This is a genomic window from Pseudomonas sp. LG1E9 (genome assembly GCF_003290225.1).
In the GTDB taxonomy this organism is placed as follows: domain Bacteria; phylum Pseudomonadota; class Gammaproteobacteria; order Pseudomonadales; family Pseudomonadaceae; genus Aquipseudomonas; species Aquipseudomonas cyclaminis.
The window spans coordinates 4,037,069-4,063,427 of record NZ_CP029983.1; the positions used below are offsets into that span (position 1 = coordinate 4,037,069).

The window sequence follows — 26,359 nt, forward strand, 5'->3', positions numbered from 1 at the left end:
GGACAGTTTTATTTAACGAACCTGCGGGAGGGAGCTTGTTCCCTCCCGCACTCGGTCCGGACCGGACGTTCGAATCGCCCCCGATCCACCCTATCGCCCCTCCCACATTTGACCTGTGCCGTCCAAAGCGCCGCACTCACATAACAGGTAAACTCCCCTCCTTTCCCTCTTCCCCACGGAGTTCGCCTTGCGTCTGTTCCACACCTCCGACTGGCACCTTGGCCAAAACCTGCACGGCCAGGAACGCGACTTCGAACACGCCTGTTTCCTTGAATGGCTGCTGGGCCAACTCAATACCCATCGCCCCGATGTGCTGCTGATCGCCGGCGATATCTTCGACACGGTCAACCCGCCGCTCAAGGCCCAGGAGCGGCTGTATGACTTCATCATCAGCGCCCATGAACAAAACCCCAACCTGACCATCGTGATGATCGCCGGCAACCACGATTCCGGCTCGCGCATCGAGTTGCCCGCGCCGTTGATGCGGCGCCTGCGCACCCATGCCCTGGGCCGGGTGCTGTGGCTGGATGACGGACATTTGGATGCCGAGCGGCTGCTGATCCCGCTGCCGGATGCCAAAGGCAAGATCGCCGCCTGGTGCCTGGCCCTGCCCTTCCTGCGGCCAGCGGAAGTCACCGGCGCCCAGCTGGGTGACGATTACCTGCGTGGAATCGGCCAGGTACATGAATGGCTGATCGCCGCCGCCAACGCCAAACGCAAAAAAGGCCAGGCGCTGATTGCCATTAGCCATGCGCACATGGCCGGTGGTTCGGTGTCGGAAGACTCCGAGCGCAGCCTGATCATCGGCAATGCCGAGGCACTGCCCGCCAAACTGTTCGACAAAAGTGTCGCCTACGTTGCCCTCGGTCATTTGCACAAGCCGCAAAAGGTCAACGGCGAAGAGCGCATTCGCTACAGCGGCTCACCGATTCCACTGTCGTTTTCCGAGATCGGCTACAAGCACCAGATTCTCGATGTGACCTTCCAGGGCCAATGCCTGGTGAGTGTCGAACCGCTGCTGATTCCCCGCTCGGTCGACCTGCAACGCCTCGAAGCCGCACCCCTGGCGGATATCCTCAAGCAGTTGGCAGAGCTGCCCGACATCGATCTGCTCGCCGAAACCCAGCGCCACCCTTGGCTGGAAGTGCGTGTACGCCTCGACGAACCGCAACCGGACCTGCGCCAGCAAATCGAAACCGCCCTGCAAGGCAAGGCCGTGCGCCTGGTGCGCATCGCCGCCGAGTACGCCGGCAAACGCGGCAGCGATGCCACTGACGAAGAGCGCTTGATTGAACTCGATCAACTCACGCCCCAAGAGCTGTTCAGCCGCGCCTGGCAGGACAGCTACGGCAGTGAAGTGGATGAACAGACCTTGAAGGACTTCGCCGTGCTGCTCCAGGAAGTGCAACAGCAGGAGGAACAGCCATGAAGATCCTCGCCATCCGCCTGAAAAACCTCGCCTCCCTGGCGGGCCCGTTCGAGATCGACTTTACCGCCGAGCCCCTGGCCAGCGCCGGGTTGTTCGCGATTACCGGGCCGACCGGCGCCGGTAAAAGCACGTTGCTCGATGCACTGTGCCTGGCGCTGTTTGGCGCCGTGCCGCGCCTGGGCGATACCGGCCAGGCCAAGATGCCCGATGCCGACACCGATATTTCCATCGGCGACCCACGCACCCTGATCCGTCGAGGCACCGGCGGCGGCTATGCCGAGGTGGATTTTGTCGGCGTCAGTGGCCGTCGCTACCGTGCGCGCTGGGAAGCCAATCGCGCCCGCGACAAGGCCAGCGGCAAGCTGCAGAACAGCCGGCAAAGCCTGATGGATCTGGACAGCGACCAACTGCTGGCCAGCCAGAAGACCGAATACAAGACCCAGTTGGAACTGGCCCTGGGCCTGAACTTCGAGCAGTTCACCCGCGCCGTGCTGCTGGCCCAGAGTGAGTTCAGCGCCTTCCTCAAGGCCAACGACAACGAGCGCAGCGAACTGCTGGAAAAGCTCACCGATACCGCGCTCTATACCCAACTGGGTCGCCGCGCATTCGACAAGGCCAAGGACGCCAAGGACACGCACAAGCAGCTGCAGGATCAGGCCACTGGCGTGGTGCCCCTGGCCGCCGAGGCCCGCGCCGAGCTGGATCAGCAACTGGCCGACGCACAGCAGCACTTCAAGTCTCAGCAGGCCCAGCTAAAGCAGTTGGAATTGCAGCACACCTGGCTCAAGGAACTGCGCGAATGGCAGGAACGCCAACTCAGTGCCACCGAACAGTTGCATCGCGCCCAAGGCGACTGGGATAGCCAGGGCCCGCAACGCCAGGACCTGAGCCGGCTGGAACAATTGGCGCCGCAACGCCATCACTTTGCACGACAGGCTGAACTCGGCACGTTGCTGACCCCGCTGGCAGCGCAGATTCAGCAGCACATCGAGCAGCAAAACGCCCTGCACGCCCGTCAGCAACACGCGCAGCTGCAACAAGCGACGGCACAAAGTGCCTTGGCTCAAGCGCTGAGCAACCAAGCAGACGCGGCGCCGCTATTGCGCCAGGCCTTCGAAGCGCAAAGCACCCTCGCCCACTTGACCCGTGACCTGGCCAAGCGCACGGAGGAAAAACAGCAGCAGGAAACCGCCTGCACCGAGGGCCACGCCCTGCTCAAGGGCCTGCAAGACAAACACACCCAGGTTGCCGAGCGCCTGCAACGTTTGTCTGCCGAGCTTGAGCGCAGTGCCAGCCTCGCCCCCCTGAGCGAAGCCTGGAACGCCTACCGCGACCGCCTGCAACAGCTGATGCTGATCGGCAACCGCCTGAACAAAGGCCAGGCCGAACTGCCTCAACTGCAAGAACGCGCCACCACCTCGGCCGACACGTTTGCCCAGCAACGCGAAGCCCTCGACCTGCTCTATCAAGAAGCCGGCGCCGAACCCCACGCCGTGGCCGAACAGGTGCAACTGCTGGCCAGCCTGCTGCAAGACAATCGCAAGCAACAGCGCGCCTTCGAAGACCTGACGCGCTTGTGGGACAGCCAGCAGCAGCTGGACCAGCAGGCTGGCGCGCTCACGCAAAAACTCGCGGACGCTGCGCAGCAACGCGAGAGTCTGATCCAATCGGGGCAGCAAGCCAAAACTGAGTTGGCGACTGCCGAACATACGTTGACGGTCACCAAACAATTGCTGGAGCGCCAACGCACCCTACGCAGTGAAAGCGTGGAAGAATTACGCGCAAAACTGCAGGACGATCAGCCTTGTCCAGTGTGTGGGAGTCAGGAACACCCCTATCACCAACCCGAAGCACTGCTGCAAAGCCTTGGGCGCAATGATGAGAGTGAAGAGCAAGCGGCGCAAAAGGCCGTCGATTCGCTGAATCAAACACTGGTCGAGTTACGGGGTGAACTAGGCGGGGTCAATGCGCAGATCAAGGAGTTTTTGAGTCAGCAAGAAAATCTGCTCACCGCCCAAAAAACCTCGGCGTCGAACCTGGAAGCCCATTCGCACAGTGCTTCACTGTTCAATCAGGACGCAGCCAAACGCAGCGCCTGGCTGGATCAACAACTAAGCCAACTGACCCAAAGCATCAGCCAGGACGAACAACGCCAGGGCGCCCTGCTCAACCTGCAACAGAACGCCGGGCGCCTGCAGCAGCAACTGCAACTGGCCCAGGAGGCGAGCCAGCAGGCCCGCCAATTGATGCTGGACCAGCAGCGCGAGCTGTCCAACGACCGCGAGCGTCTTGATGAAGAACTCCAGGCCTTCGCCAGCCTGCTGCCGGCCGACACCCTCGAAGGCTTGCGCAACGAACCGGCCGCGACCTTTATGTTGCTCGACCAGCAGGTGAGCCAGCGCCTTGAGCAACTGGGTCATCAGCACGATGAACTGACCGAGCAACAGGAGCGCCAGCAGGCCATCGAGAAAGAACACACCCACCAGCAGCATCGCCAGCAGCAACTCGATGCGCTGAACCAGCAATTCACCGAGCTGGCGGCCCGGCAACAGGTGGCCCAGGACACACTCCGTACACTGCTGGGCGAGCACGCCAGCGCTGAACAGTGGCAGCAACAACTGGAGCAGGCCGTGGTGCAGTCGCGCCAGAGCGAAACCGACGCCAACCAACAGTTGCAGGTCATCCACAACGAGCTGATCCAACTGGCCGCTGATCTCAAATCCCGCCAGGAACGTCAGCACACCCTGGACGCTGAACGGCAGGAACTCGAAACACGCCTCGCACAGTGGCGCGCCCTGCACCCTGAGTTGGATGACACTGGCCTGACACGGCTTCTGGCGTTCGACGACGCCCAGGTCAGCGCACTGCGCCAACAGCTGCAGGCCAGCGAAAAGGCCGTCGAACAAGCCAAGGTCCTGCTGCAAGAGCGCGAGCAACGCCTCGCCGAACATCAGGCTTCGCACAATGGCAACCTGGATGCCGAGCAATTGGACAGCGCCCTGGCCAGCCTCAATCAACAATTGGCTGAAGGCGAAAAACAGGTGGCTGAACTGCGTGCGCGTCAGTCCGAGGACCAACGCCGCCAGGATGCCAACCATGCCCTGGCCGAGCGCATCACCCAGGCCTATGAAGAGTGGCAACGCTGGGCGCGCTTGAATGCGTTGATCGGCTCGGCCACCGGCGATACGTTCCGCAAGATCGCCCAGGCCTACAACCTTGACCTGCTGGTGCATCACGCCAACGTGCAACTGCGCCAACTGGTGCGCCGCTACCGCCTCAAGCGCGGTGGCAGCATGCTCGGGTTACTGGTGATGGACACGGAAATGGGCGACGAACTGCGCTCGGTGCATTCCTTGTCCGGCGGCGAGACGTTCCTGGTGTCGCTGGCGCTGGCCTTGGGCCTGGCGTCGATGGCGTCCAGCACGCTGAAGATCGAGTCGCTGTTTATCGACGAAGGCTTCGGCAGCCTCGACCCGGAGTCCCTGCAATTGGCGATGGATGCCCTGGACGGCTTGCAGGCCCAGGGCCGCAAAGTCGCGGTGATTTCCCACGTGCAGGAAATGCATGAGCGCATCCCCGTGCAGATCCAGGTCAAGCGCCAGGGCAATGGCCTGAGCACCCTGGAGGTCAAGTGAGTGAGGCGCTGCTGTATTCGTTTCGCCGTTGCCCTTACGCCATGCGCGCACGCCTGGCCTTGCGGTATTCGGGCGTGCCGGTACAGATCGTCGAGGTGAGCCTGAAAGCCAAGCCGGCAGAGATGCTGGCGCTGTCGCCCAAGGGCACGGTGCCGGTGTTGAGTGTGGACGGTCAGGTCATCGACGAGAGCCTGGCGATCATGCAATGGGCGCTGGCGCAGAACGACCCTGACGATTGGTTGCTGCAGGGCGATGCCAGGGTGTTGGAGTTGATTGCCGAGAACGATTCAGCGTTCAAGCATCATTTGAATCGATACAAATATGCCGAACGCTACCCCGAGCAGCCAATGGAGCATTATCGGGCCGAGGGCGCGGTATTTTTGCAGAAGCTTGAGGACTTGCTGGCGGGGACCGACTACTTGCTGGCCGACCATTTGAGCCTGGCCGATGTGGCACTGGCGCCGTTTGTGCGCCAGTTTGCTCATGTGGATCGGGAGTGGTTTGCAGGGGCACCGTATCAGCGGCTAGCGGTTTGGCTACAACGTTTTCTGGACTCGCCGCTGTTTCTCACGGTGATGGCAAAACCTTAAGCCCTGCACACCCTAGCGTTCAGTGCTGAGTCTTGTGATCCAGGGCCGCATAGAAGTTGGCGCTTTGTTGCAGGTATTTCTGGGTGTAGGCGCTGGTGCTCGATTGTTTGCCGCTGACGTCCACGCTGGCGGACGCGGGCAAGGCCACGGTGGCGGAAACAGCGGAGGCGGCGATGATCGAGAAGAGATTGAAGTTCATGTCGGTAACCCTTGTGTGCGTTTGGTTGGGTGGCCGGTGAAGGCCTTGGAACCCAACTTACGCCCGAGGGTTGAACCTTAGAAATGCTTTGAAACACTAGCCGCTATCAATACAATTAATAGAAAGGCTCAGGCCCCGCAGTGCGGGGCCTGTGGCTTATTGACGCACCAGGAACTTGAGGTCGCTAGGGGCATCAATCGGTAATTTCTGCACGGTTTTACCCAGCAGACCGGTCTTGGGGTCACGTTCGACCACCACGATTTCATTGCTCTTCTGGTTGGCGATCAGCAGGAACTTGCCGCTCGGGTCCAGGCTGAACTCACGCGGGTGGTCACCTTCCACGGAGCGGCGCTGGACTTCCTTGAGGTGCGCGGTCGCCGGGTCGATGCTGAACACCAGCATCTGGTTGGCGGTGCCACGGTTGCTCACATACAGGAATTTGCCATCACCGGAGGCGTGCAGCGCGGCGCCCGCCTTGTCGGAGACCGGTTGCCCGGCAGCGAACTCCACCAATTGTGTCTGCGTGAGCTTGCCGTCGTGATAATCGAACACCGCGACCTGCGCGCTCATCTCGGTGGTCAGCCAGGCGTGTTTGCCATCGGCGCTGAACAGCAAGTGACGCGGACCGCTGCCGGGCGGCAATTGCACCGAGGCCGGATTGGCCGGGGTCAGTGGCAATTCGTGATTGGCCTTGGGATCGTAGCGGTAGGCAAACAGTTTGTCCGCCCCCAGGTCCTGCACGAACACATACTTGCCATCTGGCGACGACACCACCGAGTGCACATGGTTGGACGCCTGGCGCTCGGGGTTCACGCGACTGGCCGGATGCCCGCTCAACTGCACCGGCGCCGACAGTTTGCCGGTGGCGTCCACCGGCAGGATCGCCAGGCTGCCGCCCGGATCTTCCAGCACCGAATAGTTGGCGACAAACAGGTAACGTCCGTCCCCGGCGACGCTGGAGTGCGTCGGCTCGTTACCCAGGCTCTGCACCTGGTTGATCAGGGTGAGCTGATGACTCTTCGGATCAATGCTGTAGCTGCTGACCCGACCTACCGCGTCCGTCTGGCCAGGGCCGTTTTCGTTGACCACAAACAGGTGCTTCTGGTCTTTGGAGACCGTCAGCCATGACGGGTTGGCTGCCTTGGCCGCCAGCACCGGAGGGCCCTGGAGCTGGCCGGTACGGCTGTCGAATTGCAGGCGGTAGATACCCTCACTGCTGCCGGCGGTGTAGCTGCCGACCAACAGTTCATAGGTGTCGGCCGGGGCGGCTTGCACCGACATCGCACCGACACTGCCGGCCATCAACAGGGGCCAGAATTTACGCATCATCATCGGCTTCATCCTCGTCGTTATTGTTGCCGGTGAAGCCGCTCATGCAGATCAGGCGGTGCTCGCCCGAATCACCGGTAAGGAGCCAGCTTTGCAAGGTGGTGTCGAAAGTAGCCGCCTGCACCTGAGCCGTGCTGAACTCCCAGCGTTTTTCCGCACGGCCGTCCATGGCGGTGATCAGCAATTTCTGGGCATCGAGGTGAAACTCAAAGGCATGCAGGCCATCGATTTCAAGCATGGCGCTGGTGGCAAGTTCAGCCAGCAAGGTCTTAGCAGTCATCAGGGTCATTCATCAGCAAGAAAGACACTGATGATAGGCCAATCCTTCACGCCTTTCTTCCTTCGCGTTGCCCGGCCATAGCCGGCTACCGCCTGCAGCCCGCCCACAGACACCATGCTTGGCTGAAATGACCTCGCCTGATCCAGGCGGCGCGCCCTAGAAAAGGACTTTTACGCCCATGCCCTCTCCTGCCCTCCCTGAAGACCTGACGGCCCAGGTGGTGAGCCAGCAATTTGCTGGCCTCGCGACCCTGGAAACAATCATCCGCCCTCTGCTCGTGGGTGCCATCAATGAACGCTACCCCTCATTGGCGATCGACCTGTCCCTTACCCGACTGGCCGTTCCACAGCCCTCCGGTGGCTGGAAACTCCAACCCTTGATAGACGTCGTCTACCAGTACCTGGGCAGCAATGGCCCACTGGACTTCAGTGACGTCAATGACACCGCCTATTACCTGTCCGACGCTCCGCCCAAGCCCCTGGAGCTGCCGGGTACCACTACAGAAAAGCTGGACATGAAGGTCATCGAAGACGTGATCCGGGAATTGCCCGCCACCCTGCCGATTGCCCTGCAGGACGTGTTGATCCGTTTCTGGAATGAGGACGCGGACAACGGTGTCAGCCGCTGGCGCTGGCTCAGCGATATGCTCAGGAGCACCTTGCAGGCCGCCGCTCTCGGCCAGCCGACGCTGGATGAGACAGCCCGCCAAACCCTCGACCAGCTCACCACCACCCCAGACCGCGCCCAGCGCATGGCACGCTACGGTGAGCATGCCGTGATGGCCTACGGTATCGAGACCACACTTGATAACAAGGGCCGCAGTGCTCGCCTGCTTTCCGAGCACCTGCTGCTGACCCGCGTCATCAACGGCCAAGCGCCGGTGCTGCTGTGTACACCCAGTGGCCGGGTTGAACATTTTACCTCCCTGGATGACTTCACCACCGCCTGGGAACAGCGCATCAGCGCGCAGTATCAAGCCCAGACAATCACCTGCAACCGCTACGAACCCGAAGGCTCGATCTTCGACCACCAGGCAGCGATCATCCTCAACCAGCAACTGGAAAATCTTGCCGACCTGAACCTGCCACTGGATCAAAGCCCGGCGACACTGCAAGCGTTGTACCGCGAATTCACCGACCCAGGGCGATACTTTATCGATGCCCCGCCAGACCGCCTGCCGCACCTCAGGACCGTGCGGGCGCTCATGCCCGACGCGTTGCGCGATGCGCTCCCCGCCGATCGTTCCCGTTACCGGCAATACAGCCTGGCCCTGGCCAGCGCAAAGCAGCGGGCGCAAGGACGCACCTTCCTCAGTGACATTGACGACATCCACACCTACACGGTGCGCGCCCTGCAGCAAGCGTTGCAGCGCGAGGCCGCCAGGGCCGCAGCCCCCGCGCCCCAGACCGCATTGAACCCCGATGATGTGATGTTGACGTTCGTGGTGGCCGCCGGTTACCCCGGCGGCGCCGGTATCGTCGAACACGTGAACATGAGCCTCACCGAACTGGCCATCAATAACCTGTCCGCCCGTCCCAGCGGCCAACTGTCGATTGCCCATCGCCACGGCACCCCACTGCCGGACTGGTTGACGGCGGAGTACCTCACGGGCACTGATGGCTTGATCGAACAAGTCGACATCGGCAAACACTACCCCCTGCAGCTTAAACAAGCCCTGCTGAGCGACACACCTGACGCACAGCGACGCGAAGTCCTGTTTACCGATCAACAGCGAGTGCAGTTGCCGTTGCTGGCCTTGGAGCTGAGCCTCCAGGGCGCGGCCGGCGTGACGCCCCAAGGCGTCAACATGGTCGACGCGTTGATGCAGCCCGAGAGTGCGGACCAGCACGTCAACAACCATCCCGTGGCGATTCGTCACCTGGCATTCTCGCGTGCCCCAGGCGCCCCAGCGGATACGGTCAGCGCCATGTACCTCATTGAGTACCAGAATCTTGAGAGTGGCCCGCACCTCCTGTATCGACCGCTGTATGCCGAACCGCTGCGCGAGTTCGCCAACCGTGCTGCGCTGTTCGAGGCCATCGCCGAGCCCGGAGCGTTACAAACCAGCGTGCTGACCTGGCTGCCCGACAACGTGCGGCCGATCTACGACCAGGGCGGCTTTCGCCAACCCCATTACGTGCGCTTTGGCCAAGGCGACGAATTCGCGCCACTGCACACGCCGCCGCCGGCGACCCTCGCCGGCAATGGCCTCAACGATGAACTGCACCAATGCCTGGTGACCGGGCAATTGATGCGCTACCTGTTCAGCGACCACGCCCGGGCCCTGGTGGATCAGGCCGAACGCGCGTCGGTGTCCAACAACGAAAGCCGCTGGCAAGTGTTGATGGAAGGCGCAAGCTTGCTGTTCGGCAGCCTGCTGTTGCCGGTACTGCGTGGCCCGGCGATGCTTACCGGATGGTTACTGACCCTGTTCGCCAGCGTTACCCGGGATATCCAGGCCCTCAACAGCCAGTCCCCCCTCGACGGGGAACAGGGCGCCATCGACTTGTTGCTCAACGTCGCGATGGCGTTGCTGGACTTCCCATCGGTGCAGACACGACCACCACCGTTGGCCCCGGCCATCCGGCAACGGGCTTTGCACGCACCCATACCTCGCCGTGATGCCTCGCGCTGGCCGCCCCTGCCTTCCCCGCAGCGCCGCCAAGGCACTGTGGCCCTGGCCGGAAAACTGCCGCGCGACAACCGTACGGCCCTGGATTTCAGTTTCGCCCAGGCAAGCCAGCGCCTCACACCAAGCCAGCGTATGCGCCTTGCGGCATTTAAAGTCGCCACGCCACCCACCTTGCCCCAGCCCGTGTTGAACGGCCCACGCAGAGGCTTGTACCTGATCGAAAACCACTGGCACGCCCAGGTTGAGGGGGACCTGTTCCGGGTCGTTCTGGACGACGATGGCAGCGTGGTGATCGTCGACCATGCCGACAGCAAGCGGCGCGGCCCCTACCTGCGTACCAACGCACAGGGTGTCTGGTCCGTCGATACCCGGTTGCGGCTACACGGGGGCATGCCGCCAAAACGGATTGCCGCCGAACGCCAGCGCAAGGCACTGCGTATCAGTGAGTTGCAAGGGGAGTATGAGCAGATGCTGGCAAACCAACAGGAACGGCAACGCACAGTGGACGCGGCCCAGGCCGCGATGGAAAACGCCGAACAGAATGCCCGATTCAGCGAGGTGCAGCGGGCCAACGCACGCAAGCACTTCGACGATGCCCTCAAAACCCAGACCCGCGATTACCTGAAGATCCTCAACAGCGCCCAGGAACGCAACGAACTGAACATTCCACTGCCGCTCAAGAGCACCCTGGCGCTTTTGGAGAACACCATCAATAACGCCCGCAAACATGTGGTGGTCGCAGAAACAGACAGGCAAGCACTCTACCGCGCCCATCCTTCGTTCACCCGTGATAGCGCCGCCCTGTACCGGGCGGTGCTCAGCGAACCGATGGTTTATCGGCAGTTCCTCCATCAAATGCTGGACATCAATGAACGCAGTATGCGCGGGCTTGAGTCCGAGGATCGTCATCTGGAGCAGTTATTCAATCTCGGCTCCTCCGGTGCCGACGCGTTCAAACGCTTGACTCCGGACCGACCGAACGAGAACAGCGCCCTGGCCATCAAGGATCTGCAAATCCGCTGCCTGAAACTGCTGGTCGTCAAAGACGTCCAGCATCCGCTGTTCATTGCGTTTGACACCATTGTCGAGCCGCTGCAACAGCATTTGCGCACCCACAGTGAACTCAACAGGCTGGAACTGTCGGCCAGTGATCGCCTGAGTGTGCTGGAGAGCCTGGTGGAGCACTATGGTCGCGCCCTGGATTCGTTGCAGGGTTTGGGCATCGTTGACGCCGGCGTGCTGGACCCGACCTACAACAGCAAACTGTTCACCTTGCTCGATGAGCTCTACCAGGACGTCACGCGACGCTTGGCCAGCGAAGTCAAACCTCCTGCGCAAACCAGCCGACGGCCACCCCGGCGCCCTGCCGCAGTCACGGGAAGACCCGCAAAAAAGGTCATTCGGACCCGAAAAAAGGCCACGCTTATCGGCGAGGTAAAACCCGTTGGTAACGTGGAAATCGTCGAGGTGCGAGACGAAGCCAACGACCAACTGCTGGGAATGTACTCGCAGGACGGTGACGACTGGGTCGAGTTCGTCGAAGCAACGCCTGCCCAGCCGCCCGCTGCCCCGCGCGAGTTCGGCCTGGTCAAAGGCAATGCGCGCAGGCTGCTGGCGATGGTTGAAGAGCACCTGCGTCGGGGCGACGACTACACGAAAATCTGCAAGCATCCGCAAGAGGTCGAGGAGATCCTGCAGTACGAAGCGGTCCGCTACGACAAGCTGGCCACGGAGCTGGACCGGCTGATTCAGGCCCAGGCCGAAAGCGCCCGCACCGTCGCGGACCAGACGCTGGTGGCCGACCTGCGTGAAGCTGGACGACGCCTGAGCGCTCGCGGCAAGGCCCTGCGCATCCAATTGAGCCTGGAACTGCCGCCGACTCACGGCAACCTTGAATACCTGATCGGCGAAAAACAGGTCAGCGTGTCCAGGTGGAATGTACGGTTTCAGTTAAAAGGCGAGCGTCGGGACTTCATCCAGGAATACGCGGTGAATGACCAGCAAGGCAAACCGCTGTGGTTCGCGCACTTTCATTACCCGGCCGCCAATACACCCAAGGCCGGCTACACCGCCGCCCACTTGAAAACCGCTGCGCAACGAACGCAGAGCTACTACTCGTTACTGGCCCAGGCTCAGAGCCCGCAGACGGTGGTGGATGTACACCGTGGGCTGATCGGCAAGGCGTTGGCCGAGCGCTGGTTTTTGTCGCTCGAACCCTGAGGCCAGAACATCCCACTAACAGCACGCGCGCATAAGCACTGGCGTGTCTGGTCGTTACTACGCGCGCGGGGTTGATCAGCCTCGCGCGCGTTGCCGTAAAGCCTTCCGATCATATCGGGCTACCACATCGGGCGAACTGTTGATCTTACTTTACGAAGGCATTCACTTATCCACGTAAAGGAAGATGTCCATGCCTGTCATCCCGCCAAGTCCGGCCGAAAACCTGCTGAAAAAAGTCGTAGCCGCGCAATTTTCCACGCGGCCCTCACTGCGCTCAGTCGTCGCTCAAATGCTGGCCAGCACCCTGGAAGAGAAATATCCGCCGCTGTTATCCATTCCCCTCTCAGGTCTTTGCCTGGCGCTACCCCGCGAAGGTGGCGGCCGAGGTTTGCGTCCGCTACTGGACGTGGCGCTCCAACATCTTGCCGACGGCAGTTTTCCCGATCTGTCGTTTCGCTACGGACTGGACGCTTACCTGAGCGACAAAACCGGTACCCGGCTCACCTTCCAAGCCAATGGCGAGCGCAGCTATGACCGGCATGTCTTTGAAGACGCGATACGCGAGCTGCCCCTGATTCTGTTTGTCGGCGCGCAAGAGGCGCTGGCCACCTACTGGGAGCAGAACAGCGATGCTGGCGGCAGCCGCTGGCAATGGTTGGCAAGTGTGCTGCGAGGCCGGCTGAGCACCTCGGCCGTGCGCCAGTCCGGTGATGATGCCCAGCAACTGCAAATACTCAGCACCCTGGCCGACTGTCCCAGCCGAGAAGCCAGGTCCGAACGGCTGTGGCCCGATAACGCTATTCACGCGTACACCCTGGAAACCCAGCTGGTGCGCGGGAATACCACGCTGACGCTGCAGGCCAGCGATATCCTGGTGGTCAGTGGCAGCCGCGTGTTCTGGTGTGCCTTGTCAGGCCAGATCCTGTCCTATGCCAGCCTGGATGCTTTCGGTGAAGCCTGGGGCAAGCACATGCAAGCGCAATGGATCGCCGATACGATCACCTGGCGGCAGTACGAACCCGACGGCGATATTTTCGAGGTGCAAGCCGCCCTGATCTTGAATCAACAACTGGACGCGCTGGCTCGCATACACCTGCCCGCCGACAGCACCGTCCATAGGCTGGAGACGCAGTTTGACGCCCTGACTGATCCGGCCGAGCTGTTCAGCCATGCGCCGAGTATGCCCGGCCAAACACTCCTGCCGATCCAGGCCGCCCTTCCTGACTGGCTACGCGCCGCCTCGCCTGCCGACCGCTTTGCCTTTCATCAACGCCTGCTCGAACAAGCCAACCTCAGACGCCTGACACACGGCAAAGGCTACCTCGACGGGCTGGACGATATCCGCACCTACGCCACCCGGCACCTGAACCATCAACTGTGCCTGGATCGAAATACCGCCCTGCATGGCGAGCGCACCTGCACAGACATTGCCCACTCGCCTTACACGGCCGACACCCTGCACCTGACCTTCCATGTGCCCGTGGGCACGCTGCAAAGTGGCTATATCGAGAACGTCCCGATGAGCCTGGTCGACCTGGCCCTGAAGAACCTCAGCGGTACACCCGCCGGGCGCATGACAGTGCAGCACGCGGCAGGGCTGCCAATCGAACCCTGGCTGACCCCGCAATACCTGCTCCAACTGGTGCAGCGTGTTGATGTCGGCCGCAATTACCCGGCTTACATCCAACAGGGCCTGCTCAGTGATGAAGCAAAGGCGCAACAACGCAAGCGCCTGTTCTGCCAGCAACGCCCCATCGACCTGAAAACCCTGGCCCTGGAGCACAAGATAAAGGGTGAAGCCGGGCTGACGCCGGGCGGTTTGCGCTATGTCAACGCAGTGCTTGGCACCCACAGTTCGGAGCGTTGGGCGGGTGCCGATGAAATCGTGATGCGCGTGCTGGCGTTTCAGCGCAAGCCCGGCGCCAGGGCGGATACGGTACAGAACATGTTCATCATCGAGCCCCGCAACGGGCAGCCGGGACCGCGTCTGCTGTATCGCCCCGCGTACCGCGAGTCGCTGCTGGAATTCGTCGACCGGGAGAGCCTGCTGGCGGCCATCATCGAACCTGGCGCGGTCCAGGACAGCGTACTGGCCTGGTTGAAAGATGACGCCCGGTCTATCTACAGCAACGGTGGGTTCAAGGAGCCCCATTACGTGCGTGTCAGCGGGATCGGTTCAGAGTTCGATCCCTTGCCGAGGGTTCCACCTCCCGCCACCCTTGCCCTGCCTGGAGATGAAAGCAACGATCGGATTCTGCAAGCGCTCAATGGCAACCAACTGATGGAGTACCTGTTTGAGTGCGAAGCGCGTCAGTTGCTGGACCAGGCCGACCGCGATTCAACCTCCAACGCTGAAAGCCGTTGGGCGTTAATCCTCGAAGGCATGCAACTGGGCTTCAATACGCTGTTGATGCTGGTACGCGGACCGCTGGCGGCCTTGGGCTGGTTCATGCAACTGGCACAAAGCCTCAAGCAAGACGTGCCGGCACTGGAGAGCGACGACCCGACTGCCAGGGAACTTGCCTGGGTCGACCTGCTGCTCAATACCAGCATGGTGTTGATCCACTTCGGCTTGCCCATCCAGGCGGCAAAAAAGCCCGCCGCCGTCGCTGAGCCGGCTCCACCGGCCCTTGAACAATGGCCATTGAGCCGCCCATCCACTCAAGCGCCCCCGGCCTCTGCCGTGGTTAAGCGGGGCATCGTCGGCTTGCCCTCCGAGCCCCCCGGTGGTGGCCGCACGCTGTTGGACATTGACCGCTCACTGGCCGGCGACAGTGCTTCGGCGCGCCTGCTGAAAAAACTGTTGGGGTTCAATATTCCCTGGCCTGAACCGGCCCCGGAACCCATCGCGCTCGGCCCTCTACGCGGGCTGTTCAAGTTCGACAAACGCTGGCATGCGTCGGTGGGTGGCCTGCTGTTTCGCGTCAGCATCGTCCCGGGCTTTAACGAGGTGTTCATTATTGACCCCGATAAACCCGACCACCCTGGGATAAAGCTGCGAACCGATGGTTCCGGTCACTGGAGCCTAGACCGCGGGCTGAAACTGACCGGCGGTGGCCCCAAGCGCGTGGCGGCTTTACGTGAAGCCAATCGGCTCCAAAGGGAGCAACTGCTGGGCCGCATTCAAGAGCTCAGTGTGGAGCTCACCCACTCGATGCCCGCGTACAGGGCATTGCTCGATGGGATGAAAAGCGAGCGCAAAACCCTGCTTCAACACATCAGCACGTTGCAACTGGTGTGGAACCTTCTGGATAAAGCCACCGACACGCAAAAACCGGCCCTTGAAGCTCGACACGAGCAAGAGATATCAAGCTATTCAAAGGTACGCACGCGCTATGAAATTGCTCTGGAAAAGGTGGAACAACAGTACGCACTGTTACTACCCAAGCGTATTGAACTGTTCAAGGCGGGACAGGATCTGGAAAAGTACTCAGGCGCTCGTGGCCACGTGCAGGACCGCGCAGCGACCCTGAAAACACTGTGGGAGGAGCAACTGCGCCTGCATATCCATCTGCAAAAATGGGCAGAAACCTTTCTATTCACCGATCGTGGCGAGCCCATGAGCCAAATGAGTCAACGGATGTTGCCTGAGATGCAGAGCGGGCGTCCTTGGACGTACAACGAATACGTGACCCGAGCGATTGAACTGGCAGACGTCATCCAGCGTATGGCCGCTCGCTCCCGCGAAATGGAAACCACCCTTGAGTTATTGGAACAGGACTCTGTGGCAGGGCGTGCGATACGTGAAGAGTTGCTTTCAGAAATTGGCTCACTCCAAAACTTTTTTTCAGAGAACCTGGAGCTCCACGCGCTGGGCCCGCTGTCGTGGGCAGTGGTCAAATTATCAGCAGTTGAGCCGCTGCCACTGGAGGCCCTGTACATCAAACATCTTGCCGATTCGAACCTGAGCCAAGCCTTGCTTTCGCACACAGAACTACGCAGCAGCACCGGCTACCCTCTCGATCAACAACGTATGCTATACGACACGCTCCTCGGTACATACCGCAGCTACGAGCGCGCCATTGAGGCCCTCACGTTTATCAATCCGGAACGCCTCCACCCTGTCGCCGAACGCCTCATGAATGGGCTCAGGCAGGCCAGGAGGCTGGCCGAAAACGAGCTGGAGAGCGTGGCGCGCAGCCAGGAGGCACTGGAGGTCGAAGCGTTGTCGTCAAGCTTGCGCAGGCCGAAAGCGCCGACAAAACGCATCTTCAAAACCCGCAAAAGAAACTACCTGGTCGGTGACCTGAAGCCTGCTGACAGCCAACACCCTCAGGAACGTCTCATCATCACCAACACCTTTACCGGTGGAACCGTGGCCTCGTTCGAGCCCTATGATGCTGACAGCTGGGTAGAAACCGTCCAGGAACCCTTGGCCACACCAGCCCCCGCCGCAAGTATGCGCCCCCTGGCAACGCTCAAGAGTCAGGGCGAGAAACTGATCCGGCAACGCACAGAGATCGAACGGGTAATCACCGCACAACAACAGAAGCTGGAATCTGCCATCACCCGGCAAGACATCAACCCCGCGGACTGGGACGAGTTACTCACCGGGCAGGCGAAAAAACTCACCGACCTCGCCGATGAAGTCGCACACGCTCACCGCAACCAACCTTCAGCGCAGGACCTGATCGACACCTATCGGGCACACGCCAGGGATATGGAGCGCATGGCGCAGCGGGTGTGCAGTGAGGCCTATAAACGCCAGTGGCCAAGCCTGGAAAGCCTCGAATACCTATGGCGGCAAAAACAAATCGATATCAACCTCACCAGCCGGGCAGATCCGCAGCGGCCCACCCTGGGCGGCGATTTCTTCACCGAATACGCCGTGTATGACAAAGCACAAAGGCCGCCGACGGTGCTCTGGTACGCGCACTTTCACTACGCCACCGCCGATGCACCGCCAGCCCGCTACACCCGGGCCCATCTGAAACTCGCCAGCCAGCGTAAATACACGCAAAAGGACCTGCTCAAAGAGCATGTTCAGGCACGGTTACGCAGCCAACAGTCGCCTGGGGCCGAACCTATCGAGAAAATCCTGTATGTGTTGATCATGCCGCCTCAGGATCAACTGTTTTTAGCCATCGCGCCCTCAGCCACCTGATCATCAACGCCCGATGATGCTGACATCGGGCGTCTGTGCGCAGCTGACGGAATCAGTGCGCAAACAACGAATTGCCTTTCTGCCCCGCCAGTTTCTCGGGCTTGATCAGAAAACGCGCCAGTGCCGGCAGCAGCCACAGTGCACCGAACATGTTCCACAAGAGCATGAAGGTCAGCATCAAGCCCATGTCGGCCTGGAACTTGATGGCCGAGAAGATCCAGGTGCACACGCCGATCGCCAGGCACAGGCCCGTGAACAGCACGGCTTTACCGGTGGACTTGAGTGTCTGGTAATAGGCTTCCTGCAACGGCAAACCGGCACGCAGGAAGCTTTCCAGGCGGCTGTAGATGTAGATGCCGTAGTCCACGCCGATCCCCACGCCCAGGGCCACCACCGGCAAGGTCGCGACCTTGACGCCGATGCCCATGAACGCCATCAGCGCGTTGCCCAGCACCGAAGTCAGCACCAGCGGCAGCACGATGCACAGGGTCGCCGCCCACGAGCGGAAGGTGATCATGCACATGGTCGCCACGCACAGGTACACCAGGATCAGGATGGTCAGTTCCGACTCTTTGATCACCTCGTTGGTGGCTGCTTCGATCCCGGCGTTACCGGCGGCGAGGATGAATTCCAGGCCATCCTTGTTGTTGTCCTTGGCGAAGTCCTGCACCGCATGCACGGCGCGGTCGAGGGTTTCGGCCTTGTGGTCGTTGAGGAACACCAGCACCGGCGCCAGCGAGCAATTGTTGTTGTACAGGCCATCGGCACGGGCGATGGAGTTGTTCAGCACATCGGGGTTGCGCGACAGGGTTTCCCATTTCAGGTTGCCCTCGTTCATGCCCTTGATCATCTGTTTGGACACGGTCACCAGCGAGATCGCCGACTGCACGCCCTCGGTGTTCTGCATCTTCCACATCAACTGGTCGATAGGCGCCATGGCCTCATAGCGCGAGCAGCCTTCGGCCTTGGTCTTGACCATCACCACCAGCACGTCAGAACTGGTGGAGTAGTTGCTGATGATGAAATTGTTGTCCTTGTTGTAGCGCGAGTCCGGGCGCAGTTCCGGTGCGCCTTGGTCCAGGTCGCCGATCTTCAGGTTCTGGCTGTACCAGAGGCCGCCGCCAAAGGCTACCAACGCCAGCAACACCGAGACCGGCGCGACTTTGGCGCTGGCGAATTTGGACAGCAGGCGCCAGAACGGATGTTCGCGGTTTGCGTCCTTTTTGCTCTTGGCGATGGCGCGCTTGCTGATGCCGACATAGGAAATCGCCACCGGCAGCAGGATCAGGTTGGTGAACACGATCACCGCCACGCCGATGGATGCGCCGATGGCCAGTTCGCGGATCACGCCGATGTCGATGATCAGCAACGTGATAAAGCCCACGGCGTCAGCGAGAATCGCGATCATCCCCGGCAGGAACAGTTGCCGGAAAGTCCGCCGCGCGGCGGTCAGCGCGTTGTCTGCCTCGCTGGATTGCAGGGCGATACCGTTGATCTTCTGCACGCCATGGGAAATCCCGATGGCAAAGATCAGGAACGGCACCAGCATCGAATACGGGTCCAGCCCGAAGCCGAAGAAGTGCATCAGGCCGAGTTGCCAGACCACCGCCACCAGCGTGGTGCTCAACACCGCAATGGTGCTGCGCAGGCAGTTGGTGAACCACAGCAATAGAACCAGGGTGATGACGAACGCAACGCCGAAGAACAGCACCACCATCACCAGCCCGTCGATCAGGTCGCCGACCTTCTTGGCAAAGCCGACGATGTGGATCTTGACGTTAGGGTTCTGCGCTTCGAACTTGTCGCGGATCTTGTCTTCGAGTTCATGGGAGAACTTGCGGTAATCCAGGGCCAGCAACTTGCCCTGGTCCTGCGGGTCCGGGTAGGACTCCAGCAGCGGGATGTCGACGATGCTCGACTTGAAGTCGTTGGCCACCAGGCGGCCGACCTGGCCGGATTTGAGCACGTTGTTGCGCAGTTGATCGAGGCTTTGCGCCGAGCCGTTGTAGCTCTGCGGGATCACTTCGCCGCCGGCAAAGCCTTCTTCGGTGACTTCGGTCCAGCGTACGCTGGGGCTCCACAGCGACTTGAGGCCCGAGCGGTCGACGCCGGAGATGTAGAACACCTCGTCGTTGATCTGCCTCAGGGTCTCCATGTACTCCTTCGTGAAGATGTCACCGTCCTTGGCCTCCACCGAGATGCGCACCGTGTTGCCCAGGTTGGCCAGGTCGTTGCGGTGTTCCATCATCTTTTCGATGAAGGGATGCTTGAGGGGGATCATCTTTTCAAAGCTGGTGGACGGGCGAATCAACGTCGCCTGCCAGAACAGGAAAACACTTACCAGCAGGCAGATCACGATCACTGCCGGGCGGTTGTTGAAGATCAGGCGCTCAAGAAAGGTCGCTTTATCGTTGTGATGACTGCTCATTCTGTCCCCGCCTTTTTATTGTTTTACGAGCTCAGCGCCAGTCGGCGTCGATACACGAACGCCACCCTGCCCGGCCAGAATCAAGTTGCCATTGCCTGCCGCCGTGACGGCCGACAACGAAATGCGGTCCGGGCGGTTGAACACGCTGAAGGTCTGGCCATCGTCGTGGCTGACCACCACGCTGCCGCCGTTGCCGACCACCACGATTGAACCGTCCTCCAGCAAGGTCGCGCCCGACAAACCGAACTCCAGGGCGCCACGGGTGGCGTTCAACTCGACCTGCTCCCAGGTACTGCCGAAGTCGGTGGAGCGGTAGAGGTTGCCGCGCAGGCCGTACGCCAAGAGGGTTTTCGGTTGGGCGGTGCTGATCACGCCAAACAGCGAGCCCTCGTAGGGGCCTTCGAGTTTTTCCCAGGTCTGGCCGTCGTCGCTGGAGCGGAACATGCTGCCCTGCTCGCCGACGATAAACAGGCCGGCGTCCTTGATGTGGGCGATGGCGTTGAGGTGGTATTGGTCTTCGTTGTCGAGGCGGACGCTGACGTCGCTCCAGGTCTTGCCGCCGTCAGTGGTTTCGATCAGCGCACCGTAGGCGCCAACGGCCAGGCCGTGGCTGGCGTCGTTGAACCACACGTCGAGCAGCGGCGCTTCGCGCTTGAGGTCCTGGTATTGCTGGGTCCAGGTGGCGCCACCGTCGGAACTGGCGAGGATTTGCGCATCATGGCCGACTGCCCAGCCTTGTTCGTCGTCAACGAAAAACACCGCCGTGAGCAATTGCCGGGTGGGGACCTTGCCTTGCGTCCAGGTGCTGCCCTGGTCATCGGAATAGAGGATGTGCCCGCGATCACCGACCGCCACCAGGCGCTTGCCGGCATGGACGACGTCGATCATCAGGCCTTTGGCGGCCTTGGGGGACTCAATCGCAAACGCAGGCGCTGCGGGGGTATCGCCGGCTGCCAGCACCGGTGTCGTCAACGCGACACCGGCCAGCAACGAGAGCGCTGTGGCCAGCAACGCAACCCTGCGTGCGGCGCGTGGGCGGCAAACAACCCAACCCATGACAGGCTCACTCATAGACCTTTCTCCCATTTATTATTGTTAGGTCTTGCCTTCCCGGGCTCTGAAACCTGCAATCTAGAGCGCCTGAAGGAAGCAGGGGCCATCCTATCGGGCTTTGGAATCGTCTGACAATCGGCGCTACGTTATCTTTTGTTAACTGGCGGCTTTTGGCCACGTGGTGAATATAGCTGCATTCGCCGGGGTGATTGGCGCAGCAATAATGAATTTTTATTCCATCTATTGAATTATGGGAATTTTTATTCCATTAATGCGCTTCCTGAAAACAATAATCCAAAGGACCACGACGATGCGTGAACTCGGAATCGGCTTGATCGGCACAGGCTTCATGGGCCGCGCCCACGCCTTGGCGTTCAACAATGCCCGGGCGGTATTCGAACTGCCAGTCACCCTGAAGCTGGCCGCCCTGGCCGATGCCGACACCGAACGCGCCCAGCGCTGTGCCACCGCCTGGGGATTTGCTCAGGCCCATGGCGACTGGCAAGCGCTGATCAACGACCCCAAGGTCGATGTCGTCGCCATCACCACGCCCAACCATTTGCACTACCCCATGGCGATGGCCGCGATGGCTGCCGGCAAAGCGGTGTACTGCGAAAAACCCCTGGCGGTCAGCCTGGAACAGGCCGACGCCATGCGCCGCGCCGCGAGTGCCGCCGGGGTGGTCACGCGGGTGGGCTACAACTACCAGCACAACCCGATGATCACCCTGGCGCGGCAACTGATTGCCAGCGGCGAGTTGGGTGAACTCATCAGTTTCCAGGGCGAGTTCAGCGAAGACTTCATGGCTGATCCAGCATCGCCATGGTCCTGGCGCTGCGAAGTGGAACATGCCGGCGGCGCCCTCGCCGACTTGGGCAGCCACTTGCTGTCGATGGCGCGCTACCTGGTCGGCGATGTGCTCAGCGTGTGCGCCGACACCCAGACCGTCCACGCCCAACGCCCGGCGGTCAAAGGCAGCAACGCACTCAAACCTATCGCCGTGGATGACCAGGTACACGCCCTGCTGCGTTTCGCCAATGGCGCGCGCGGGACGGTGAGCAGCAGTTGGCTCAAGCATGGCTACAAGAACCACTTGAGTTTCGAGATCAGCGGGACCCAAGGCACCTTGGCGTTCGACCAGGAACGTTTGAATGAACTGCGCCTGTGCCGCGTCGGCCAGGACGGCTTCCAGCGTCTGCTGGCCGGCCCGGCCCTGCCCGGTTATGCAGCGTTCAGCCCGGCGGCGGGACACCAGTTGGGGTACAACGAGTTGAAGACCCTCGAAGTGCAGGAGTTGATCATGGCTGTGGCTGGCGAGGGTGCGGATGGCACTGACTTTGAAGCGGCATGGGAGGTTGAGCGGCTGGCGACGGCAATTCGTGTGGCGGCCCTCGAAGAACGCTGGGTAACAGTGAACGCACTCTAAACCACACCACCGAACCCTGTGGGAGCTGGCTTGCCTGCGATGGCGATGTGACTGATACACCGCTATCGCAGGCAGGCCAGCTCCCACACTTGGATCACCTAAATCCTCAACTCAGCGCAGGGCCCTTCGAAGCACTTTGCCCACCGTGGTCTTGGGTAATTCAGTGGTGCGGAACTCCACATACTTGGGCACCTTGTACCCCGTCAGGTACTCCCGGCAGTGGGCGAGGATCTGCTCCTGAGTCAGCTGCGGATCTTTGCGCACCACGATGATCTTCACCTTCTCGCCCGTCACGCCATCCTCCACCCCAATCGCCGCGACTTCGCCCACGCCAGGGTGCATCGCGACCACGTCTTCAATTTCATTGGGGTAAACGTTGAAACCCGAGACCAGGATCATGTCCTTCTTGCGGTCCACCAGGCGGATATACCCACGCGGGTCCATCACGCCGATGTCGCCGGTGGACAACCAGCCCTGCGCATCCAGCACTTCAGCAGTCGCCTCCGGGCGTTTCCAGTAGCCCTGCATCACCTGCGGGCCGCGCACCTGCAGTTCGCCCTGTTCGCCGATGTCGGCCAGCTCGCCGTCTTCACGCACGAAACGCACCCAGGTCGACGGCAACGGCACGCCGATGCTGCCGGTGAATTCCATTTCGCGCATGCGGGCAATATCGATGGGGCTGATGCTCACCACCGGCGAACATTCGGTCAGGCCATACCCCTCGATGATCGGCAGCCCGGTGACTTCCTTCCAGCGCTTGGCCACTGCGGTATGGGTGGCCATGCCGCCAGCGATCACCATGCGCAGGTCAGAAAAATCCCGCGCGCAGAATTCCTTGTTTTCCAACAAACCGTTAAACAGGGTGTTGACCCCGGCAATGCCGTTGAAGCGTTCCTTGCGCAGGATCATCTGCACCCGCTTCACGTCCCGCGGGTTGGCGATAAGGATGTTGCGCCCGCCCAGGCACATGAACATCAGGCAATTCACCGTCAGGGAAAAGATGTGGTACAGCGGCAGCAACGTGACGTTGGTTTCCTGCTTGTCCTGGTCCAGTTGATCACCGACCCACGCCTTGGCCTGCAACAGGTTGGCGATGATATTGCGGTGGCTGAGCATCACGCCCTTGGCGTCGCCCGTGGTGCCGCCGGTGTATTGCAGGAAGGCCAGGTCATCCAGGACCATGCTCACCGGGAAGTGGTTGAGCGCCCGCCCCTGTTTCAACACTTGATTGAAGCGCACCGCACGCGGCAACGTGAACGCCGGCACCTGCTTTTGCACACGGCGCAGGATGAAGTTCATCGCCGCGCCCTTGAAGGTGCCGAGCAGATCGCCGATAGCCGCGATCACTACGCGCTTGACGCTGCTGCCGGCCACCACTTTCTCCAGGGTGTGGGCGAAATTCTCGAAGATCACCACGGTCTCTGCGCCGCTGTCCTTGAGCAGGTGCTTGAGCTCATGGGCGGTGTACAGCGGGTTGACGTTGACCACCACCGCACCGGCCAGGAGGGTGCCCAGCAGGCAGATCGGATACTGCAAGCAATTGGGCATCATCAGCGCCACACGGTCGCCCGGCTGCACGCCCTGGCCCTGGAGCCAAGCGGCGAATGCAACGCCTTGGACCTTCCAGTCGGCGTAGGTCATTTCGGTACCGATGCTGACGTAGGCTACACGCTCACGGAATTTTTCCAGGTGCTCCAGGAAGACTTCCCGCAGCGACGGGTAATCCTCAATGGCGGCATCGATGTCTGCCGGGACGCCGGGCAGGTAGGCGTTCAACCACACCCGTTCGGTGTGTTCCTGGCTGATAGCGTTCATGGCAGTCTCCTTGTTGTTATTTTGGGTAGCGCTATTTTTCCACAATGGCGGTAATGCCCAGCCCGCCCGCCGCACAGATCGAGATCAACCCACGCCCGCCGCCGCGCTCATGGATGGCCTTGGCCAGCGCCGCCAATTGCCGGCCACCGGTGGCAGCAAACGGATGGCCGCAGCCGAGTGAGCCGCCGTTGACGTTCATTTTCGCGCGGTCGATGGGGCCCAACGGCGCGTCCAGCCCCAGCCGTTCCCGGCAATAGTCCGCGTCTTCCCAGGCCTTGAGGGTGCACAGCACCTGGGCAGCGAAGGCTTCGTGGATTTCGAAGAAATCGAAGTCGGCAAAGCTCAAGCCTTCGCGCTTGAGCATGCGCGGCACCGCATAGGCCGGGGCCATCAGCAGGCCTTCGGTGCCATCGACAAAATTCACCGCGGCCGTTTCGCCGGTGCGCAAGTAGGCCAGCACCGGCCAGCCGTTGGCAGCCGCCCATTCCTCGCTGGCCAGCAGCACCACCGAGGCGCCATCGGTCAGGGGCGTGGAGTTGCCCGCGGTGAGGGTGCCATTCTGGCGGTCATAGGCGGGGGCCAGACCGGCGAGTTTTTCCAGGCTGGCGTCGGCCCGCAGGTTGTTGTCCCGGGCCAGGCCGCGATGGGGGCTGATCAGGTCGTCGAAGAAACCACGTATGTAGGCCGCGTCCAGGCGCTGGTGGCTGGTGAGGGTCAGTTCATCCTGGGCCAGGCGCTTGATCTGCCAACGCTTGGCCATTTCTTCGCAGTGCTCGCCCATGGACAAACCGGTACGCGGCTCGCCGTTGCGGGGCAGCAGCGGTTTGAAGAACATCGACGGCCGCACTTTCAACAGTGTCTTGAGCTTGTCGCCCAGGCCCTTGGCGCGGTTGGCCGCGAGCAAGGTGTGGCGCAGGGATTCGTTGATGCCGATGGGCGCGTCGGAGGTGGTATCGGCGCCACCGGCAATGCCTACTTCGATCTGGCCCAGGGCGATTTTATTCGCCACCAGCAAGGCCGCTTCCAGGCCGGTGCCACAGGCTTGTTGCACATCGTAGGCCGGCGTGTCTGGAGACAAAGTGGTGGACAGCAGCGATTCACGCGCCAGGTTGAAATCCCGCGAATGCTTGATCACGGCCCCGGCAGCAAACTCGCCCAGGCGCTGGCCGTGCAGGTTGTAACGGTCGATCAGGCCTTGCAGCGCCGCGACCAGCAGATCCTGGTTGCTGTCGTGGGCGTACACCGTGTTGGAACGGGCAAACGGGATGCGGTTGCCGCCGATGATCGCCACACGGCGGGTCGGGGCCGGATTGAAACTGTAGTCACTCATGTAGGGCTCTCATTCCAGACAAATAGCCCGCGCATATGGGGTTTGTCGCCGGCGAAATTACGCACTTCGAATTCGCGGCGCGGGCCGCTTGCGGGGTGGTTCCACAGGGCGACCTGGCCGGGCAGGAAAATCGGCAATTTGAAGTCGCAATGGGCTTCGGCCTGAGCCAGGCCACCAGGCGGTTGCTGGGCGGCCAGGGCGCGACCCAAGGTCCACATGCCGTGGGCAATGGCGCGGCGAAAGCCGAAGAGCTTCGCGCCGATCACCGAGGTGTGAATCGGGTTGAAGTCCCCCGAGACCTTGGCGAAGCGCAGGCCCAGGTCGGCGGGCAACACCCAGCGTTGGGTGCGCAACAGGCCGTGCTCCTGCAACGGCAGCGCGTCGGCCCACGGTTCGCCGACCGGGTCCTTGACGTCGCGGCGCAGGTACAGGCTGTCGCTTTCCCAGGCCAGGGTGCCGGCGCTGTAGGCGCGGGTGGCGATGCTCAGCGCCTGGCCCTTGGGGTGGGCGACCCAACGCTCGGCATACACCTCCAGGCGCAAGGCCTGGCCTTCGTGCAGGCGTTGGTGCTGACGGATGCGATTGGCCAGGTGCACCATGCCGCTGGCCGGGTACGGGAAGCTTGGTCGGGTCAGCAGCATCAGGTGCAAGGGGAACGCCAGCACGTGGGGATAGGACAGCGGCACGCCCTGCTCGCGACGAAAACGGCAGGCGCGGCCATAGGCGGCGATGCCGACGGCGGACAACTCCACCGCCGAACGCACCAGGCGCTCCTTGGGCAGTAGCGGTTCGCCGTCGAGCTTGGGCTTGCGCAGGGCACGCACGCCGTCCAACAGCAGCTGCGTGCGCGAGGGCGGCGGGTCGACAATCTGGGTCAGGTAGTCCATGG

At 61.5% G+C, this 26,359-nt stretch carries 14 protein-coding genes; 6 read left to right on the plus strand and 8 right to left on the minus strand.

What is annotated here, in order from left to right:
- The first annotated feature begins 187 nt into the window (after window positions 1–187).
- The 3 genes from DNK50_RS18360 to DNK50_RS18370 are packed head-to-tail and all read left to right on the plus strand — an operon-like array spanning window position 188 to window position 5,654.
- Complete coding sequence (locus tag DNK50_RS18360) at window positions 188–1,429, plus strand: exonuclease SbcCD subunit D C-terminal domain-containing protein (protein ID WP_112195625.1); 1,242 nt, start codon at window positions 188–190, stop codon at window positions 1,427–1,429.
- Entirely contained in the window at window positions 1,426–5,064 is a 3,639-nt protein-coding gene (locus DNK50_RS18365; protein WP_112195627.1) for an AAA family ATPase, read from the plus strand. Before DNK50_RS18360 ends, DNK50_RS18365 begins: the two co-directional genes overlap by 4 nt.
- A complete protein-coding gene (locus DNK50_RS18370) occupies window positions 5,061–5,654 on the plus strand; it encodes a glutathione S-transferase (RefSeq protein ID WP_112195629.1) in 594 nt (197 codons plus the stop codon). Before DNK50_RS18365 ends, DNK50_RS18370 begins: the two co-directional genes overlap by 4 nt.
- 19 nt (window positions 5,655–5,673) lie before the next feature.
- Here DNK50_RS18370 and DNK50_RS18375 read toward each other — a convergent pair whose 3' ends face one another.
- From DNK50_RS18375 to DNK50_RS18385, 3 genes are all read right to left on the minus strand, one after another.
- Window positions 5,674–5,853, minus strand: coding sequence for a hypothetical protein (locus tag DNK50_RS18375; RefSeq protein ID WP_099583244.1), 180 nt, complete (start codon window positions 5,851–5,853; stop codon window positions 5,674–5,676).
- Between the two features lie 156 nt (window positions 5,854–6,009).
- A complete protein-coding gene (locus DNK50_RS18380) occupies window positions 6,010–7,185 on the minus strand; it encodes a lactonase family protein (RefSeq protein ID WP_112195631.1) in 1,176 nt (391 codons plus the stop codon).
- Window positions 7,172–7,462: a DUF5629 family protein gene (locus tag DNK50_RS18385; protein ID WP_112196963.1), complete on the minus strand. Its 291-nt coding sequence runs from the start codon at window positions 7,460–7,462 to the stop codon at window positions 7,172–7,174. Before DNK50_RS18385 ends, DNK50_RS18380 begins: the two co-directional genes overlap by 14 nt.
- Before the next feature lie 178 nt (window positions 7,463–7,640).
- Between DNK50_RS18385 and DNK50_RS18390 the strand changes: the two genes are divergently transcribed.
- Both DNK50_RS18390 and DNK50_RS18395 read left to right on the plus strand, forming a co-directional pair.
- Window positions 7,641–12,314, plus strand: a complete 4,674-nt coding sequence (locus tag DNK50_RS18390) for a hypothetical protein (protein WP_112195633.1) — start codon at window positions 7,641–7,643, stop codon at window positions 12,312–12,314.
- Between the two features lie 190 nt (window positions 12,315–12,504).
- Complete coding sequence (locus tag DNK50_RS18395; RefSeq protein WP_112195635.1) at window positions 12,505–17,418, plus strand: hypothetical protein; 4,914 nt, start codon at window positions 12,505–12,507, stop codon at window positions 17,416–17,418.
- A gap of 52 nt (window positions 17,419–17,470) precedes the next feature.
- Here the strand turns inward: DNK50_RS18395 and DNK50_RS18400 are convergent, their stop codons facing one another.
- Together DNK50_RS18400 and DNK50_RS18405 are read right to left on the minus strand one after the other, a co-directional pair.
- Window positions 17,471–19,846, minus strand: a complete 2,376-nt coding sequence (locus DNK50_RS18400; protein WP_112195637.1) for an RND family transporter — start codon at window positions 19,844–19,846, stop codon at window positions 17,471–17,473.
- Window positions 19,847–19,861: 15 nt separating this feature from the next.
- On the minus strand, window positions 19,862–20,902 hold the full coding sequence (locus tag DNK50_RS18405) for a YCF48-related protein (protein WP_112195639.1): 1,041 nt from the start codon (window positions 20,900–20,902) through the stop codon (window positions 19,862–19,864).
- Between the two features lie 307 nt (window positions 20,903–21,209).
- On the opposite strand from DNK50_RS18405, the gene DNK50_RS18410 reads away from it, so the two are divergent.
- A complete protein-coding gene (locus DNK50_RS18410; RefSeq protein WP_099583235.1) occupies window positions 21,210–22,325 on the plus strand; it encodes a Gfo/Idh/MocA family protein in 1,116 nt (371 codons plus the stop codon).
- Window positions 22,326–22,436: 111 nt separating this feature from the next.
- Here DNK50_RS18410 and DNK50_RS18415 read toward each other — a convergent pair whose 3' ends face one another.
- The 3 genes from DNK50_RS18415 to DNK50_RS18425 are packed head-to-tail and all read right to left on the minus strand — an operon-like array spanning window position 22,437 to window position 26,357.
- Window positions 22,437–24,140 (minus strand): AMP-binding protein, encoded by a 1,704-nt coding sequence (locus DNK50_RS18415; RefSeq protein WP_112195641.1) that lies wholly within the window; start codon window positions 24,138–24,140, stop codon window positions 22,437–22,439.
- Between the two features lie 31 nt (window positions 24,141–24,171).
- Complete coding sequence (locus DNK50_RS18420; protein WP_112195643.1) at window positions 24,172–25,470, minus strand: acetyl-CoA C-acetyltransferase; 1,299 nt, start codon at window positions 25,468–25,470, stop codon at window positions 24,172–24,174.
- A complete protein-coding gene (locus tag DNK50_RS18425) occupies window positions 25,467–26,357 on the minus strand; it encodes a MaoC/PaaZ C-terminal domain-containing protein (RefSeq protein ID WP_112195645.1) in 891 nt (296 codons plus the stop codon). Before DNK50_RS18425 ends, DNK50_RS18420 begins: the two co-directional genes overlap by 4 nt.
- Window positions 26,358–26,359: the final 2 nt, after the last annotated feature.

Coding starts and splice junctions, on each gene's coding strand:
- DNK50_RS18365 (WP_112195627.1), top strand. CDS start 1,426: ATGAAGATCCTCGCCATCCGCCTGAAAAACCTCGCCTCCCTGGCGGGC.
- DNK50_RS18375 (WP_099583244.1), bottom strand. CDS start 5,853: ATGAACTTCAATCTCTTCTCGATCATCGCCGCCTCCGCTGTTTCCGCC.
- DNK50_RS18380 (WP_112195631.1), bottom strand. CDS start 7,185: ATGATGATGCGTAAATTCTGGCCCCTGTTGATGGCCGGCAGTGTCGGT.
- DNK50_RS18385 (WP_112196963.1), bottom strand. CDS start 7,462: ATGACTGCTAAGACCTTGCTGGCTGAACTTGCCACCAGCGCCATGCTT.
- DNK50_RS18390 (WP_112195633.1), top strand. CDS start 7,641: ATGCCCTCTCCTGCCCTCCCTGAAGACCTGACGGCCCAGGTGGTGAGC.
- DNK50_RS18395 (WP_112195635.1), top strand. CDS start 12,505: ATGCCTGTCATCCCGCCAAGTCCGGCCGAAAACCTGCTGAAAAAAGTC.
- DNK50_RS18400 (WP_112195637.1), bottom strand. CDS start 19,846: ATGAGCAGTCATCACAACGATAAAGCGACCTTTCTTGAGCGCCTGATC.
- DNK50_RS18405 (WP_112195639.1), bottom strand. CDS start 20,902: ATGGGTTGGGTTGTTTGCCGCCCACGCGCCGCACGCAGGGTTGCGTTG.
- DNK50_RS18410 (WP_099583235.1), top strand. CDS start 21,210: ATGCGTGAACTCGGAATCGGCTTGATCGGCACAGGCTTCATGGGCCGC.
- DNK50_RS18415 (WP_112195641.1), bottom strand. CDS start 24,140: ATGAACGCTATCAGCCAGGAACACACCGAACGGGTGTGGTTGAACGCC.
- DNK50_RS18420 (WP_112195643.1), bottom strand. CDS start 25,470: ATGAGTGACTACAGTTTCAATCCGGCCCCGACCCGCCGTGTGGCGATC.
- DNK50_RS18425 (WP_112195645.1), bottom strand. CDS start 26,357: ATGGACTACCTGACCCAGATTGTCGACCCGCCGCCCTCGCGCACGCAG.